Here is a 15,564-nt window from a genome sequence, read left to right as displayed (position 1 = left end):
GGTGTCGTACGTGCGGCGACATACAGGCGGCACCGCCGGATTTCAGTCGTTACCAATCTTCATTTCAGTAGTCTGTGACTATGAGCGATGCAGCATCCGATGCGACGGAGAGAGTAAGAGGTCGCTCGGTGAACGACGAGGATGAGATTCAGCGGGCTATCGCCGATCTCGAAGAGCAGATGGCAACCCTGGTCGGCCGCGTCAGGCTGAACGTGCGAGATGCAGCCCTCGCGATTGACCCGATGCTCCAGCCGTTCGGGCTGAAGATGCTGCGCATGCTGTCTAAGTGCGGCCCCATGCACGCCGGAGCCCTCGCTGATGCTCTCTTCGTCGACAAAAGCGTCGTCAGCCGTCAGGCAAAGGCGCTGGAAGAACTCGGGTTCATCGACATTCAACCCGATCCGCATGACGGACGAGCCCGCATTTTCACCCTCACCCCTGAGACCGCCGGACGCATCGCAGCGGCACGAGCGAGCGACAAGGCAAAGACCTCACAACGCCTGAGGCAGTGGTCGGCGGATGACCTGCACCAGTTTGCGGAGTACATCGGTCGGCTGAACGCCGACTAGCTGCGCTTCTGGCTTCTGGCTTCTGGCTTCTGGCTTCTGGCTTCTGGCTGCGTACTCTGCCTTTTGGCTGCGCCTTCCTCGTCGCACCAGCTCCTCCACAGGCGTGTGTTGTCGCGGTCTGTCCACAGATTGCCTCCTTCCCGAGAATAAACTTTCGGTACTTGGGAAGATTGTGGTATGCGAAATTCGATCACAATTCTTCCCCCGGAGGCCATCTCGGCAGCCAGGGCAGCGGCCTTGTCGGCGGTGACGACATGACTCTGCTCACCGAGGATCCGCCTCCGACCGAACCCGCCGAGCTGCCTCCCCTCGTGGCAATCGCCGAGGCTCGTGAAGCGTTCGCCACAGCCCTGGCCAGACTCTCGCACTCCCAGCTCACCGACGAGGACGCGATCGCGGCCAGCTGCGAGATCGAAGCCGTCGGCCGCCTCGCCGACGGGGCCCGCGTCAGCTCCGCCGCCGACATCGAACACCGCTCGGAGAAATGGCTCGGCAAGGACTCGCTCGCCCGGAAGCTCGGCTGCAGCGACGGCACCGGGCTCCTCACCCTGGTCACCCGCGCATCCCGGCAAGACGTGAGCCGACGGCTCAAGCTCAGCGCCCAACTGATGCCCCGCCACGACCTGACCATGGTGCTGCCGCCGCTGTTCCCGGCTGTCGCCGACGCACTCGCCGCCGGGGACCTCGGACTGGAGGCTGCCGAGGCCATCGTGACCGGGCTGAACAGCATCCGCGCCCGCGTCGACCCGGCTGACCTGCACGGCGCCGAAGCAGCCCTGGTCGCCGCCGCAACCGGCGCAGTCACCGCTGAGACCGCTGACCTACCGAATGCAGGGTTTGCGTTCGACACGGACTGCATCAAGGGACAGGTCCAGGTATGGATTGCCCGCCTCGACCCCGACGGCGCAGCCCCGTCGGATGACAACCACGAGGCCCGCAGCAGCTTCGGCTTCGGCCGGCTCAAGAACGGCCTCTACCCACTCCGCGGCGGCGTCACCCCGGATCTTCGCGGTGTGATGGACGGCATCTTCAACACCTATCTCTCCGCCCATACCGAGACCCCCGGCAACGCCGGACCCGCCTACGACGCGAGGCACGGAATCTCTGGCGCGGGCACGGGCACTGGCCCTGGAACGGGCGCGGCCGAACCTGTACCCGGCGCGACCGCAGTCCACGCCTCCGGCCCGACGTTCCCGTCCGCCGCCGAACAAGCCGCGGAAGCTGCCGTCGACGCGGAACGGCAGGCCCGGATCGCTGCCGGCGAGGTCATCCCCGGTGCTGAACTTGGGTTTGACGACCGGTCAGGGGCCGAGAAACGCGCCGATATCCTCCGCGCCGTCTTCGACCACACCGCCCGCGACCCGCGCACCCCGACGATGGGCGGTGCGGCCCCGACGGTAATGGTGCACGTGAACGCAGCCGACCTCGCAGCAGATATCCGCGACGATAGCGGCAGCGGCAGCGGTGCGGACAACGCCCGCAACGGTGATGGCCGCAGCGTCGGTGTCGGCTGGATTGACGGCATCGACGCCCCGATCTCAATGCGCACCGTGAAACAGCTGATCTGCGCGGGAGGCTCCCAAACCATCGTCCTCGGAGCCCGCAACGACGTCCTCCACCTCGGCACCACGGAACGTTTCTTCACCCGGGCACAACGCAGGGCCATGGCCGCCCGTGACGGAGGTTGCGCGATCCCGGGATGCACCGTCCCACCGGCCTGGACCGAAGCCCACCACGTCATCCCCTGGTACCTCGGCGGCAAAACAGACATCGACAACGGAGTACTGCTCTGCTGGTACCACCATCACAGCATCGACACCTCGGGCTGGCAGATCCGCATGGTTAACGGGTCCCCAGAGATCAAGGCCCCAGCCTGGCTCGACCCGGATAGACGATGGCACCCCGGCGGACAACACCGCGCAACAACTCCCAGCACTCGCACTCGCACACGCACTCGCAACGCCGCGTAGCCGACCCGCGCTCACTCACGCCGGCGTTGCTACTCGAGCGGTAACTCCACCCGGAACTGCGTGTTCCCCGGCTCGCTGGTCACGGTGACACGTCCGCGGTGCGCTGCAACGACGGCCTGCACGATGGCCAGACCCAGGCCGCTGCTGCCGGTTCCCACACCGCGATACCGCGACGTGTCACCCCTGGCGAAACGTTCGAACAGGCGCGACTGGAGGTCCTCCGGAATGCCGGGCCCGTCATCCGTCACCGTGATGACCGCCTGGCTGTCCTCGGCATGCAGTGCGACGGTGACCGTGGTCCCTGCCGGGGTGTGCACCCGAGCATTCGCCAGCAGATTCGTGAACACCTGATGCAAACGCGCCGAATCGCCGACGGCCTGAATCGGTTCCTCTGGCAGGTCAAGATCCCAGGTGTGATCGGCGCCAGCTGCATGAGCGTCGCTGACGGCATCGATGAGCAGAAGGGTGAGGTCAACCGGTTCGCGCTCAAGTTCACGGCCCTCATCGAGGCGTGCGAGCAGCAGCAGGTCTTCGACCAGCCCCGTCATGCGCACCGACTCCGACTCAATGCGGTCGAGGGCGTGCACGGCATCCGGTGGCAGGTCCTGCCCTGAGCGGCGGGTCAGCTCTGAGTACCCACGGATCGAGGCGAGCGGCGTGCGCAACTCGTGACTGGCATCCGCTACGAATTGGCGAACCTTGCGCTCGCTCGCGTGCCGAGTTTCGAGCGCGATGTCCACATGATCGAGCATCCGATTGAGCGCAGCACCCACGCTGCCGACCTCGGTGCGTGGGTCGGCATCCTCGGCAGAGACACGCTCGACAAGTTCGACCTCGCCGCGGTCCAGCGGCAGTTCGGCAACCCTGGTTGCCGTTTCAGTCACCCGTGCGAGCGGACGCAGCGCAAGACGAACGATCCAGGCAGCGAGCACCGCAACGACCAGCAGGCCTACCAGTGATACGAGGGTGATGATGGTTGCCAGCTCGGCGACAGTGCCGTTGACGCTCGCCAGCGGCAATCCGATGATGTACGCGGTACCAAACGGCGTCACGCCGACTTCGATCCGGTAGTCGCCGAGGTCTCCCCCGAAGTTGACGCTGACGGGATGCGCCTGTCTGGCGTGGTCGATGAGTAGGTTGATCTGCGCCGCGGTGAGATCGGTAATCGCCCCCGTCTCGTCGGTGTACGCAGCCGTGATCGTCGCCCCGTCGAAGACGAGCGCGAGAGTTCCGAGCTGTTGAGACCGCCCGTTGAGGATGTCGTCGGCAGATGGCGCGGTAAATATCTCATTCTGGCTGCCAGGAACTGGCCCATCGAGCACGGCGCGAGACCGTTCAACGGCCGAATCAAGCTGGGAATCGAGCCCATCCAGCAGCGACGCTCGCAGGATTGTCACGCTCACCGCTCCGATCGACAGGCTGACCAATGCGAGCAGAGCCACGACGGCGACGACGAGGCGACGACGCAGGGTCCACGGGGCGCGCCGCCGACGCGTGGTTGTGGGCGTCGCTTCAGTCGCGGCAGGGGTGTCGTCGGTCACAGGCGTATCCGACTCACGCGCCTCGCCCGATGCCGGCTCATTCCGCTCGTCCTTGTCGATCACACCACTGCTTTCAGCATGTAACCCGCGCCCCGCACGGTGTGAATCATCGGCTCCCGACCCGCATCGATCTTCTTACGCAGATAAGAGATGTAAATCTCGACAACGGATGATTTGCCACCGAAGTCGTAGCTCCAGACTCGATCGAGAATCTGGGCCTTGCTCAGCACCCGTCGCGGATTGCGCATGAGGAATCGCAATAGCTCGAACTCCGTCGCCGTGAGCTCAATGGGTTCACCGGCGCGGCTCACCTCGTAGCTGTCCTCGTCGAGGGTGAGGTCACCGACGGTGATGATCGGGTCTGACGAGTCGGCCACCGCGAGCGTCGACCGGCGGATGAGTCCGCGCAGACGTGCCACGACTTCCTCCAGGCTGAACGGCTTCGTGACGTAGTCGTCGCCGCCAGCGGTCAGCCCCGCGATGCGGTCTTCGAGCGAATCCTTGGCGGTCAGGAAGAGCACCGGCGTCTCCTGGCCGTCTTCCCGCACGCGCTGCAGAACCTCAAGGCCGTCGATGTCGGGAAGCATGATGTCGAGAACGATCGCATCCGGTCGAAACTCGCGGGCTGCCTTCACCGCGTGCTGGCCATCGGCCGCCGTCCGGATCTCCCAGCCCTCGTAGCGCAGCGCCATGGAGAGCAGATCACGCAGCGTCGCTTCATCGTCGACGACGAGCACGCGCACGGCACTGCCGTCAGCCTTGGTCAGCTTGGGGGCGTGTCCTGGGCGTGATGCTGCTCGACTTGTCATGTCTCCAGTATCTGGATGTTCCTATGAAAAGCCTATAAGCAGGCCCTGCGCCTCCTGTGGGCCATCGATGGTGGGCGACACCCGAACTGAACCCCTTAGCCAACTCATAGGAATTCAATAGTGTCCCGATAAATCGCGCCCCTACCTTTGCTCGTGGCCGCCGTCATCCGGTCATAGCCAGCACTACTCACAGTTGGAGCGCAATGTTCATCACCTACCTACGCCGGGAGCTCGCGGGTCGTCGCAAGCAAACAGCAATCGTCGCGATTGGCATGGCCCTGGCCATCGCCCTCGTCATCATCGTGAATTCGGTCTCCAGCGGTGTCCAGGCTGCGCAGGCACAAGTTCTTGAGTCCGTCTACGGCGTCGGCACCGACATCACCGTGACGCAAACCCCGGCCGCGCCAACAGAGGGCGGAGCGAACACCGGGGGGCCGCAGCAGTTCGATTTTGGCGCCGCTGACGGTGCAACCACCGATGGCACCACCTCGGTCAACCAGTCGCGTCTTGAGGTTGCCAGAGGCACCGAAACCATGGCGGCTACCGCGCTGGGTACCGTGCAGGAACTCGATGGCGTCACGGCTGCCGCAGCTACCCTCACCCTCAACAACACGACGTTCGACGGCCAACTGCCCGATTTCTCGCAGATGCAGCAGGGCGGCGCACCGGGTGACGGCCAGACTCCTCCGACCGGTGGTCCAGACGGCGCGGGCGGTAGCTCATTCAACGTCGACTCATTCACGGTTCTCGGACTGGATCCCGCGCAGGATGCTGTCGGCCCCCTCTCGGCTGTCTCACTCACCGACGGACGCACGCTGAGCGAAGCGGATGCCACATCCAACGTCGCCGTGCTCGACTCCAGCTACGCCGCCACCGAGTCACTCGCGGTCGGCGACACCGTCGCGATCGCCGGCACCGACTTCTCGGTCGTCGGACTCGTCACCGCAAGCTCGTCATCGGCTGCAACGGCATCGAACGTCTACATCCCGCTGGCCGTTGCACAGTCCCTCTCCGGACTCACCGACCAGGTCTCAGACATCTATGTGCAGGCCGCATCCTCGACCGACATCGGTGCGGTGCAGTCGGCCATCGAGACAGCGCTTCCGGATGCCACAGTGAAGACCCAGGCCGACCTGGCCTCCAGCGTGTCAGGGTCACTCTCCAGCGCCGCGGACCTCGTCAAGAACCTCGGCCTCTGGCTCTCACTCATCGTGTTGGCTGCTGCCTTCCTAATCGCCATCCTGTTCACCATCTCCGGCGTCACCCGCCGCACGCGTGAATTCGGAACCCTGAAGGCAATCGGCTGGTCCAACGGCCGCATCGTGCGCCAGGTTGCCGGTGAGTCAGTGGTGCAGGGTCTGATCGGCGGTGTCATCGGCATCGCAGTCGGCCTGATCGGCATCCTGGTCATTAATGTGATCGCCCCCACGCTCACGGCGGGAGCGGCTGTGGCAACTGCCGGCGGCCCCGGCGGCGGCGCAGGTGGCCCAGGCGGAGCGGATGGCGGCGGCTTCGGCGGCGGCGGATTCGGCGAGGCCGCCCAGGCCGCAGCCACCTCAGACATCACGCTCTCGGCTCCCGTCACCGTCTCAGTGATCCTCATCGCTGTGGGACTCGCGGTGCTTGGCGGTCTCCTTGCCGGTGCCATCGGCGGCTGGCGCGCTGCGCGCCTTCGTCCGGCAGAGGCGCTCCGCAGCGTCGCATAAGCAGCAGATCCGACCGTCAAATTTCGCATCCATGCCAAGGAGCACGAATCATGTATGAACTGACCAATGTGAGCAAACGATACGACCAGGGAAAGCGCCAGGTCACCGCCCTCAACGGGGTCAACCTGTCGATCGCCGACGGCCAGATGGTCGCCATCCAGGGACCAACCGGCGGCGGCAAGTCAACGCTGCTGCAGATGCTCGGTGCGCTCGACCGCCCGACGAGCGGCTCCATCGAGCTGGGCTCAGCCAATCTGAGCCAGCTCGGCGACCACAAGCTGGGCGACATCCGGGCGAAAGAGATCGGTTTCATCTTCCAGGGGTTCAATCTGATCCCCACGCTGACGGCGCAGGAGAACGTGGAAACCGCGCTGGCGCCGCTCGGCGTCAGCAACGAGGAACGGAAGGCCAGGGCAGCAGCCGCCCTGGAATCCGTGGGCCTCGGCGAGCGCGGATCCCACCGACCGGCGGAACTCTCCGGCGGCCAGCAGCAGCGCGTCGCCATCGCACGGGCGATTGTCAAGGAACCGACCGTTCTGCTGGCGGACGAACCCACCGGCGCCCTCGACGAGGACACCCGCGACGAGATCATGGACCTGCTCGAACGCCAGTGGAGCGAACGCGGCCTCACCCTGATCGTGGTGACTCACGACTCTGCCGTGGCGAAGCGGGCCCAGCGCCGGCTGCACATCAAGCACGGCACGGTGAAGGAACTCGTCTAGAAACCGGCTTCACAACCCATGAGTCGCCCATTTTTGCTAGTGCGGGATGCCCGCCAACTAGCAAAAATGGGCGAGGTGAGCCGTTGAGTCGTCACATCAACCAGAAGGCCGGTATGTCCCCCCACCCCGACGTCGCCACCAGCCGGCTGACCGTCAGCCGACGCAGGGCGCTCAGCCTCGGTGGCTCGATCGGCCTCGGAGCGTTCCTCGCTGCCTGTTCGAGTGCAACGGATGTCGGATCAACAGACGCATCCATGGGCGCCGCGACACCCACCCCCTCATCCGGCGACATCGTCGCCAAGCTCGACTCCATCGGAACGTGCGGCCTGAAGACAGAAGAAGTAGCTCAGGGACCGTATTACTTCGACGTAGACACCATTCGCAGCAACCTGCGCGACGATCGGCCAGGCTCCCGGCTCGACCTTGCATTCCGCGTCTGGGATGCTGACTGTGCCCCGGTTCCGAACTGCGTCGTCGAGATCTGGCACTGCGATGCCGCTGGTAATTACTCCGGTTTCGAGAGCGCGTCCCTCGGCGCCGACACGGGTGGATCTGGCGCCACGGACAGCGCTCCAGCGTCTGTGATCGCCGCATTGGCCGCAATCCCTGCAACCGCGACACCTGGAGCGCCTGGCGGAACACCTCCCTCCGGAGCACCACCCGCCGGAGCACCCGGCCCCGGAGCAGGAGTCCCACCCTCCGGAGCACCCACTGCTGGCAACGGCGGCGGATTGTTTCCGTCCGCCGCTCCCGCCGCGCCCAGCGCACCCGCCGAGCCCAGCGTGGGAAACGACGCGGGCGAAGAAGCGCAGCCCACCTCCGGCGAGACCTCCAATGGCAACTACAGTTCTGGCGACGTCGAGGCCACACCAACGGATGCCGGCACCTACTTGCGCGGCGCCCAGGTCGCCGACTCAGATGGCATCGTGCAGTTCACCACGATCTGGCCCGGTTGGTCCGTCGGCCGCACTGTCCACATCAACCTCAAGGTGCATATCAATAAGAGGACCGTGCTCACCGGACAGGTTGGCTTCGATGACGACTTCACCACCGGCCAGGTATTCACGGCATTGCCGTACAGCACCCACATCGGCCGCGACACGTTCAATGGCGGCACCGCGGGGACCGGCACCGACACCGGCATCACGACCAAAGATCAACTGCTCACCATCGACGTGACGCCAGCGGGCTACCTTGCCTACATCAACCTGGGGGTAGGCGCGGTCTAGCGCTGACCGTCTCCACCGTCTGCCCGTTCCCGGGCGTTGGGATGAGAACTAACGTGGTTGGTCATAGTTGATTCTTTGGTTGCCGTCAGGCCTCTCAAAGGACGCAGCCGCAGTGTGGAACAAGCAAACAAAACAAGCAAGACTGCTGAAGGTTCGGGTCCCCTTCAGCCCCGTCCGAGGCCGACACTCCCGGCGTAGGCACTCCTGGTGTCGGCCTCGCGGCGCTTGCTTGTTTGCGTGCTGACTAGACCCGTTCCCAGATCGCAGCGAGGCCCTGCCCGCCGCCGATGCACATGGTTTCGAGCAGGTAGCGGCCATCCTGGCGGTGCAGCTGCCTGGCGCCGGTGGCCAGCATCCGTGCGCCCGTTGCGCCAACCGGATGCCCGAGCGAGATCCCTGAACCGTTCACGTTGGTGCGTTCCCAGTCAGATTCGGTGAAGCCCCACTCTCGGCCGACGGCGAGCACCTGGGCCGCGAACGCCTCGTTCAGCTCGATGAGGTCGATGTCGGCCAGCGCCAGCCCTGCTCGCTCCAGTGCTTTCGCTGTGGCGGGAACCGGTCCGATGCCCATGCGCGACGGTTCGACGCCGGCACGCGCCCACGAGACCAGGCGAACCAGCGGCGTGAGGCCGAGTTCGGCGGCACGCTCCGGCGTCGTCACGATGCAGGCAGCAGCGGCGTCGTTCTGGCCGCTGGCGTTGCCGGCCGTTACCGTGGCTGCGGCATCCGCTGAGAGCAAGACGGGTCGCAGGGCAGCAAGCGCCTCGAGCGAGGTCTGGCGCGGGGTTTCGTCGGCGTCGATGACACTCACCTGGCCCTTTCGGCCAGGCACCGACACGGGAACGATCTCGTCAGTGAAGCGACCCTCTGCCACGGCGCGTAGCGCGCGGTCCTGCGACCTGACGGCGAGCACATCCTGTTCCTCACGGGAGATCGAGTACTCGCGGCGCAGGTTCTCCGCCGTCTCGAGCATGCCACCGGGCACCGGATAGTTCTTGCCCCCTGCGGTCTCGCGTCCGCGGCCCAGGGCATCGCGCAGCACGAGCCCTGCGGTGCCACCGATCCCCCAGCGCGAATCAACGGTATAGAAGGGAGCCTGGCTCATGGAGTCAACGCCGCCGGCGATCGCCACATCGCTGATGCCGGTCTGCACCTGCATGACCGCGTCGAGCACGGCCTGCAGGCCAGCGCCGCAGCGGCGATCGACCTGAAGGCCACCGACCGTGACGGGCAGGCCTGCGTCGAGGGCAGCGACCCTGGCGATCGGCGGCGCTTCTGCCGTCGGATAGCCCTGGCCAAAGATCACGTCGTCAATGACAGAGCCGTCGATACCCGTGCGCGAGATCAGCGCGGCGATCACCGTGGCGGCGAGGTCGGCAGCAGGGACGTTCTTGAACACGCCACCGAAGCGGCCAATCGGGGTGCGCAGCGGCTCGCAGATCACCACCTCCCTCATGAGGCGACCACTTCGCTGAGCAGGGTCGTGATGGTGAGCGGCGCGTCGGTGACGATGAGGGGAACACCCGTTGCCGCCTGTACATCGGTCACGCTGAGTCCTGGCGCGATCTCGCGCAGCACCAGGCCGTCCGGCGTCACGTCGATGACGGCGAGGTCGGTGATGATGCGGGTGACGACGCGCTTGCCGGTGAGCGGCAGGCCGCACTCCGTGACGATCTTGTGCTCCCCGGTCTTGGTGGTGTGCTCCATGACGACGATGACGTTGTCGGCGCCGTGCACGAGATCCATGGCCCCACCCATGCCCTTGATCATCTTGCCTGGGACAGCCCAGTTGGCGATGTCGCCGGTGGCGGAGACCTGCATGGCCCCCAGCACGGCAACGTCGATGAGGCCGCCGCGAATCATCCCGAAGCTGGCCGCAGAGTCGAAGTACGCAGCCCCTGGATTCACGGTGATGGTCTCTTTGCCCGCGTTGATGAGCTTGGGATCCGCCTCCCCCTCCCACGGGTACGGGCCGACGCCGAGCACGCCGTTCTCAGAGTGCAGGATCACGTGCACCCCTGCGGGCAGGAAGTTCGGGATGAGCGTCGGCAGGCCGATGCCGAGGTTGACGTAGCTGCCGTCGGTCAGTTCCTGCGCGGCCCTGGCCGCCATTTCGTTCCTGGAGAGTGCCATGTCAGTTGCCTTCCGTGGGCTTCGGCCTGGTCGTTGTCTTTTCGATCGGGAGGTCTGCTGCTTCGTCCGGCGTGAGCTCGATGATGCGATTCACGTAGATGCCGGCCAGGTGGATCTCGTCTGGGTCGAGTTCGCCTGGCTCGACGAGTTCGTCGACCTCGGCGATGGTGATGCGCCCCGCCATGCCGGCCGGCGGGTTGAAGTTGCGTGCCGACTTCTCGAACACGAGGTTGCCGTGCTTGTCACCGCGCGCGGCGCGAATCAAGGCGAAGTCGGTGACGATCGCTTCTTCGAGCACGTATTCCTTCTCGGCGCCGAGGCCGGAGAACAGCCGGGTCTCCTTGGGTGGCGACTGCACGGTCACCTCGCCGTCGGGACCGTAGCGCCATGGCAGGCCGCCCTCAGCGACCATGGTGCCAACGCCACTCGCGGTGTAGAAGGCGGGGATTCCGCTGCCGCCTGCGCGCATCCGCTCTGCGAGCGTGCCCTGCGGCGTCAGCTCGACCTCGAGTTCGCCGCCGAGGTAGCGGCGGGCGAAGTCCTTGTTTTCGCCGATGTATGAGGCGATCACGCGGCTGATGCGCCCAGCGGCCAGCAGCTCACCGAGCCCCCACCCGTCAACGCCGCAGTTGTTCGACACCACCCGCAGGTCATCTGTGCCCTGGGCAAGTAGCGCGCGAATCAACACGATCGGCACGCCGACGAGACCGAAGCCGCCGACGGCCAGTGAGCTTCCGTTGGGGATATCGGCGATCGCTGCCGCGGCCGACGGATAGGTCTTGTCCATGGTCATGTGGTTTCCTCTTCTGGCAGTTGCAGTGCGGCGTCAGGGGCGGGTTCGACCGCCGCGTCGAGTGTTGCAAAGGTATCGCTGGCCACACTGAAGGCGGCGTTGGCAGCGGGCACCCCGGCGTAGATGCCGGTGTGCAGGATCGCTTCGCTGATCTCGGCACGCGATAGCCCGTTGGTCAGCGCAGCACGCACGTGCATGGCGAGTTCGTGCTGGTGGCCGCCGGTGATCAGGCTGGCGAGGGTGAGCAGGCTGCGACTGCGCCGGTCGAGGCCGGGACGCGTCCAGATCTCACCCCAGGCATAGCGCGTGATGAAGTCCTGGAAGTCAGCAGTCTCCGGCGTGATCGCGGCAATTGCACGATCGACGTGTGCGTCGCCGAGCACGGCCCTCCGCACCGCCAATCCGTCGTCGAAAACGGATGCCGTCGCGCGGGTCCTTCCCGGCCGCACGCCGGCCAGGTGCTCACCGAGCAACGCGGCGAGAGCATCCGGTCGCTCATAGGCCGGCAGGTGCGCCACCCCTGTCATGGTGACCAGCCGGGATCCCGGAATAGCCGCGGCCAGCTCGGCGAGCACGAGGGTCGGCGTCGGCAGGTCGAACTCGCCGGACACGCAGAGCGTCGGCGTCGTGATGCCGGCAACGGCATCCGTCTCGTCGAATTCGGCCAACGCCTCGCAGCAGAGCGCATACGACTCGTCGTCGACGTCGACCAGCTTCTTCAGTGCGCTGCCACCCGCCGCTGCATCACGCTCCAGGAAGCCGGGGGCGAACCAGCGCGCTGCGCTCCCGGCGACCAGCGAGGCCGTCCCGCTGGCACGCACCTGGGCTGCGCGGTCGATCCAGCCGTCGGCCGCGCCGATCTTGGCGCCTGAGCAGATGACGGCCAGGCTCACCAGGCGCGATGGGAACGCGAGGGCCAGCTCGAGCCCGATGGTGCCGCCGAATGAGATACCGGCGTAGTGGAACGAGCCGCCACCGACGGAATCGACGAGGGTGACGACGGCCGCGGCGAGCTCGGCGATGGTGAACGGCTCGCGGGTGGCCGGGCTCACGCCGTGACCGGGCAGGTCGAAGCACAGCACCCGATAGTTCGCGGCCAGCTGGTGCGCGACCTCTGCCCAGAGCGCCGTTGTCGTGCCGAGCGATGGTCCGAGTACGACGAGCTGCGCACCGGCGGCGCCGCTTCGAACCGGCAGCATCGTGCCGTGAATGGTTGGGATCGTCATGGCGTGTGGCTTCCTTCGCCGGTTGGGGAATGGGGTGCCGTCACGCATCGGTGACGTGCGAGAACGCGATCGATGGCGGCGTCTGACGCGCCGGTGTCTCCGCCGGCTTCGCAGGCCGCCCAGACGCGGGTGCGCAGTTCGTCGGACGAACCGTTGGCGGCGAGCTGGCCAGACAGCACGACCTTCAGCGGGCGGTGCGTCGCGACAGCCTCCGCTGCTGCTTTCTCGACCAAGGTGAATGCGGCCGATTTCCCCAGGGCATCGGTGAGGATGGCCGTGACCCGCTCGCTGTAGATGAGGCCATCCGTCGCCTCGAGGTTGGCGGCCATCCGTTCGACGTCGACATTGAGCCGCGCGGCGAGGGACGCCGCCGCTGTCACTGCAGAAATGGCGTGCCGTTCCAGGTCGCGAAGCGGCAGCCACTCGGCGTGCCATGCTCCCGATGGGCGCTGGTCTTCGGCCAGTAGGCTGCCGTGCACCGTGGCAAGCAGGCCGGGCACCTGGCGTGCGGCCGACACGATGAGCACTGCCGTCACCGGATTGCGCTTGTGCGGCATGGCACTTGAGCCGCCCTCCCCCGCTCCAAGCCGCTCGGTGACCTCACCGATCTCGGTGCGCGAGAGCACCGTGATGTCGAGGGCGATCTTGCCGACGACTCCCGTCACCTCCGCAAGCAGCGCCGCGAGTTCGGCGACGACCAGCCGGTTCGTGTGCCACGACAGCAAGGGAGTCGCGAGACCGAGCCGGTCGGAATAGGCGTTCACCACGGCCTCGACGCGTCCAGCCCCTGCCGCTGCCACCTCGCTGAGAACGGCCAGGTTTCCGACCGCCCCGCCGAGCTGGGCCGGCAGTTCTGCCCGCAGCGCCGTTGTCTTCTCGAGTGCCCTGAGCACCGCAGCGAGCCACCCGACAACGACGAAACCGAAGGTCGTCGGGGAGGCCTGCTGGCCCAGGGTGCGGCCGGCCATGGGTGTGGCACGGTGTTCGACTGCCAGCCCAGCGAGGTGCTGGGCGAGCGCACGCAGCTGGGTGCCAACTTCGTCGAGCACCCCGGCGGCGATAACCATCGCTGCACTGTCGAGGATGTCCTGGCTGGTCGCGCCAACGTGGATGTGATCGGAGGCTCCGGCGTGAGCTGCATCAGCGGCCGCGCTCAGGTGCTTCACCAGCGGGATCACCGGGTTGCCCCCGCTTCGCCCGCCGGTGGCGATCGCCGCAGCGGCGGTGTCGTTCAGCCAGGCGCGTTCAGCAAGCATGTCGCAAACGGCATGCATCCAGTCGGGTGCCAGACCCGTGTCGACAAGCGCCATGCTGAGAGCTAATTCGGCATCCACCATCGCGCGCAGCCAGGCCACGTCGCTCGTGAGCTCACTCTGACGGGTGCCGTGGCTCAGCGGATCGAGCAGGCTGTATTCCACTTCAGGCATGTTCACGTCCGGTGGCCGGACGCTCGGCCGGATGGTCTGCCGGCTCGATGCCATTGGCCGAGTCGAAGTCGAGGAACACCGTCTCGCCCTCACCCTGCATCCGAATATCGAAGCGATACGACGGCGAGCCAGCCACCAGGCCCTCCGCCGTTGCGATCAGCGTTGCGCTGCGCTCTGGCCCGACGGCCGACAGGACGCGGTCGTCGCGGTGCAACTCGGCATCCTCGGGGAAGTAGATGCGCGTGAACAGGTGGTGGGTGAGTCCGCGGGCGAAGATCGTGGCGAGGATGTACGGCGCTCCCCCGGCCACCGACCCCGGCTTCACCGTGGTGAATGTGTAGTGCCCGCCGAGAGTGAGAGGCGTGCGGCCGAACCCGGTGAAGGTGAAGCCATCGCGGTCGAGACTGCCGCGCTCCTGAACCAGTTCGCCAGCGGCATCCGCTTGCCAGATCTCCAACAGGGCATCCGGAATGACCGCACCAGCTCCATCCGTCACCGTGCCGTGCAGGCGAATGGCCTGCGGGTGATGGCCTGGCACTAAGTCAGGGCCACCATCGTATGGCAGGGCATAGCCGAAGAAAGGGCCAACGGTCTGCGACGGGGTCTGGATGAGCCTGGCTGTCGTTTCGCTCGTGTCACTCGGGCTGTCACTCATGAGCGTCCTCGCTTTCCATCCAGGTCGACTTGGAGCCGGTGAGCACGATGTCCCAGTTGTAGCCGAGTGACCATTCAGCGACGGTGTCATCGTGGTTGTAGGTGCCGATCAACCGCTGCCGGGCGGCGGGGTCCGTAATGGACTGGTAGATCGGGTCGAGGGCGAAGAGCGGGTCGCCGGGGAAGTACATCTGCGTGATCAGACGCTGCGTGAACTCGGTGCCGAACAGCGAGAAGTGGATGTGCGCAGGCCGCCAGGCGTTCTGGTGGTTCTTCCACGGGTATGGCCCCGGCTTGATCGTGGTGAAGCGGTACTCGCCGTTCTCGCCGGTGATGGCGCGGCCGACGCCCGTGAAGTTGGGATCGAGCGGGGCAGGGTGCTGGTCACGCTTGTGCACGTAACGCCCGGCGGAGTTGGCCTGCCAGACCTCGATAAGCTGCCCGCGCACCGGGCGACCTTCACCATCGAGCACCCGGCCAGACACGGTGATGCGCTCCCCGAGCGGTTCTGCCGCGTGCTGGATGGTCAGATCGCTCTCTAGCGGATTCACGTCGGTGTGCCCGAACGCCGGGGAAACCAATTCGATCTCCTCCGGGTCGGCGCGCACCAGCTCATGCGTCGGGTGCCGGAGCACCGAGCTGCGATACGGCGCGTAGTTGCGGCGGGGATGGATCTCCGGCGAGTGTCCGGCGAGGACGCGCGCACGCGCATCCGCTTCGATCGCGGTGATCTCCGCGCTGATCGTGTGCTGTGACTCCAGTGTCATAACTCTGCTTCCGGAAAG

14 protein-coding genes are annotated in these 15,564 nt (G+C 66.2%); 5 read left to right on the top strand and 9 right to left on the bottom strand.

Features of this window, described 5'->3' with window-relative positions:
• Positions 1 to 80: 80 nt before the first annotated feature.
• Both AC25Y4_RS06930 and AC25Y4_RS06925 read left to right on the top strand, forming a co-directional pair.
• Positions 81 to 569, top strand: a complete 489-nt coding sequence (locus AC25Y4_RS06930) for a MarR family winged helix-turn-helix transcriptional regulator (protein ID WP_488119663.1) — start codon at positions 81 to 83, stop codon at positions 567 to 569.
• Positions 570 to 823: 254 nt separating this feature from the next.
• Positions 824 to 2,539 (top strand): HNH endonuclease signature motif containing protein, encoded by a 1,716-nt coding sequence (locus AC25Y4_RS06925; RefSeq protein ID WP_488119662.1) that lies wholly within the window; start codon positions 824 to 826, stop codon positions 2,537 to 2,539.
• 29 nt (positions 2,540 to 2,568) lie between these two features.
• Here AC25Y4_RS06925 and AC25Y4_RS06920 read toward each other — a convergent pair whose 3' ends face one another.
• A complete protein-coding gene (locus AC25Y4_RS06920) occupies positions 2,569 to 4,143 on the bottom strand; it encodes a sensor histidine kinase (protein ID WP_488119661.1) in 1,575 nt (524 codons plus the stop codon).
• Complete coding sequence (locus AC25Y4_RS06915; protein WP_488119660.1) at positions 4,140 to 4,889, bottom strand: response regulator transcription factor; 750 nt, start codon at positions 4,887 to 4,889, stop codon at positions 4,140 to 4,142. Before AC25Y4_RS06915 ends, AC25Y4_RS06920 begins: the two co-directional genes overlap by 4 nt.
• A gap of 203 nt (positions 4,890 to 5,092) precedes the next feature.
• Between AC25Y4_RS06915 and AC25Y4_RS06910 the strand changes: the two genes are divergently transcribed.
• The 3 genes from AC25Y4_RS06910 (at position 5,093) to AC25Y4_RS06900 (ending at position 8,546) form a co-directional block, all read left to right on the top strand.
• Positions 5,093 to 6,595, top strand: coding sequence for an ABC transporter permease (locus AC25Y4_RS06910; RefSeq protein ID WP_488119659.1), 1,503 nt, complete (start codon positions 5,093 to 5,095; stop codon positions 6,593 to 6,595).
• 50 nt (positions 6,596 to 6,645) lie between these two features.
• Positions 6,646 to 7,317 carry an ABC transporter ATP-binding protein gene (locus AC25Y4_RS06905; RefSeq protein ID WP_488119658.1) on the top strand — a complete coding sequence of 224 codons (672 nt, stop codon included), beginning with the start codon at positions 6,646 to 6,648 and terminating at the stop codon, positions 7,315 to 7,317.
• An 83-nt stretch (positions 7,318 to 7,400) separates the two neighbouring features.
• Complete coding sequence (locus tag AC25Y4_RS06900) at positions 7,401 to 8,546, top strand: dioxygenase family protein (RefSeq protein WP_488119657.1); 1,146 nt, start codon at positions 7,401 to 7,403, stop codon at positions 8,544 to 8,546.
• 244 nt (positions 8,547 to 8,790) lie between these two features.
• Here AC25Y4_RS06900 and AC25Y4_RS06895 read toward each other — a convergent pair whose 3' ends face one another.
• Genes AC25Y4_RS06895 through pcaH form a run of 7 tightly spaced genes read right to left on the bottom strand, consistent with a single transcriptional unit; the run spans position 8,791 to position 15,546 of the window.
• Positions 8,791 to 10,002: an acetyl-CoA C-acetyltransferase gene (locus tag AC25Y4_RS06895; protein WP_488119656.1), complete on the bottom strand. Its 1,212-nt coding sequence runs from the start codon at positions 10,000 to 10,002 to the stop codon at positions 8,791 to 8,793.
• Positions 9,999 to 10,679 carry a CoA transferase subunit B gene (locus AC25Y4_RS06890; protein WP_488119655.1) on the bottom strand — a complete coding sequence of 227 codons (681 nt, stop codon included), beginning with the start codon at positions 10,677 to 10,679 and terminating at the stop codon, positions 9,999 to 10,001. The genes AC25Y4_RS06895 and AC25Y4_RS06890 overlap by 4 nt, the downstream gene beginning before the upstream one ends.
• A 1-nt stretch (position 10,680) precedes the next feature.
• Positions 10,681 to 11,466, bottom strand: a complete 786-nt coding sequence (locus AC25Y4_RS06885) for a CoA transferase subunit A (protein ID WP_488120439.1) — start codon at positions 11,464 to 11,466, stop codon at positions 10,681 to 10,683.
• A 2-nt stretch (positions 11,467 to 11,468) separates the two neighbouring features.
• A complete protein-coding gene (gene pcaDC / locus AC25Y4_RS06880; protein ID WP_488119654.1) occupies positions 11,469 to 12,698 on the bottom strand; it encodes a bifunctional 3-oxoadipate enol-lactonase/4-carboxymuconolactone decarboxylase PcaDC in 1,230 nt (409 codons plus the stop codon).
• The gene (locus AC25Y4_RS06875) at positions 12,695 to 14,179 is read right to left on the bottom strand and encodes a lyase family protein (protein WP_488119653.1); all 1,485 of its coding nucleotides are present in this window, start codon (positions 14,177 to 14,179) and stop codon (positions 12,695 to 12,697) included. Before AC25Y4_RS06875 ends, pcaDC begins: the two co-directional genes overlap by 4 nt.
• Positions 14,118 to 14,780 carry a protocatechuate 3,4-dioxygenase subunit alpha gene (gene pcaG, locus AC25Y4_RS06870; protein ID WP_488119652.1) on the bottom strand — a complete coding sequence of 221 codons (663 nt, stop codon included), beginning with the start codon at positions 14,778 to 14,780 and terminating at the stop codon, positions 14,118 to 14,120. The genes AC25Y4_RS06875 and pcaG overlap by 62 nt, the downstream gene beginning before the upstream one ends.
• On the bottom strand, positions 14,773 to 15,546 hold the full coding sequence (pcaH, locus tag AC25Y4_RS06865) for a protocatechuate 3,4-dioxygenase subunit beta (protein WP_488119651.1): 774 nt from the start codon (positions 15,544 to 15,546) through the stop codon (positions 14,773 to 14,775). The genes pcaG and pcaH overlap by 8 nt, the downstream gene beginning before the upstream one ends.
• Between the last annotated feature and the right edge of the window lie 18 nt (positions 15,547 to 15,564).

Source organism: Leifsonia sp. Y878, assembly GCF_057669685.1.
The sequence above is the reverse complement of the archived record's forward strand: the minus strand, read 5'-3'. Positions and strand labels throughout refer to the sequence as shown.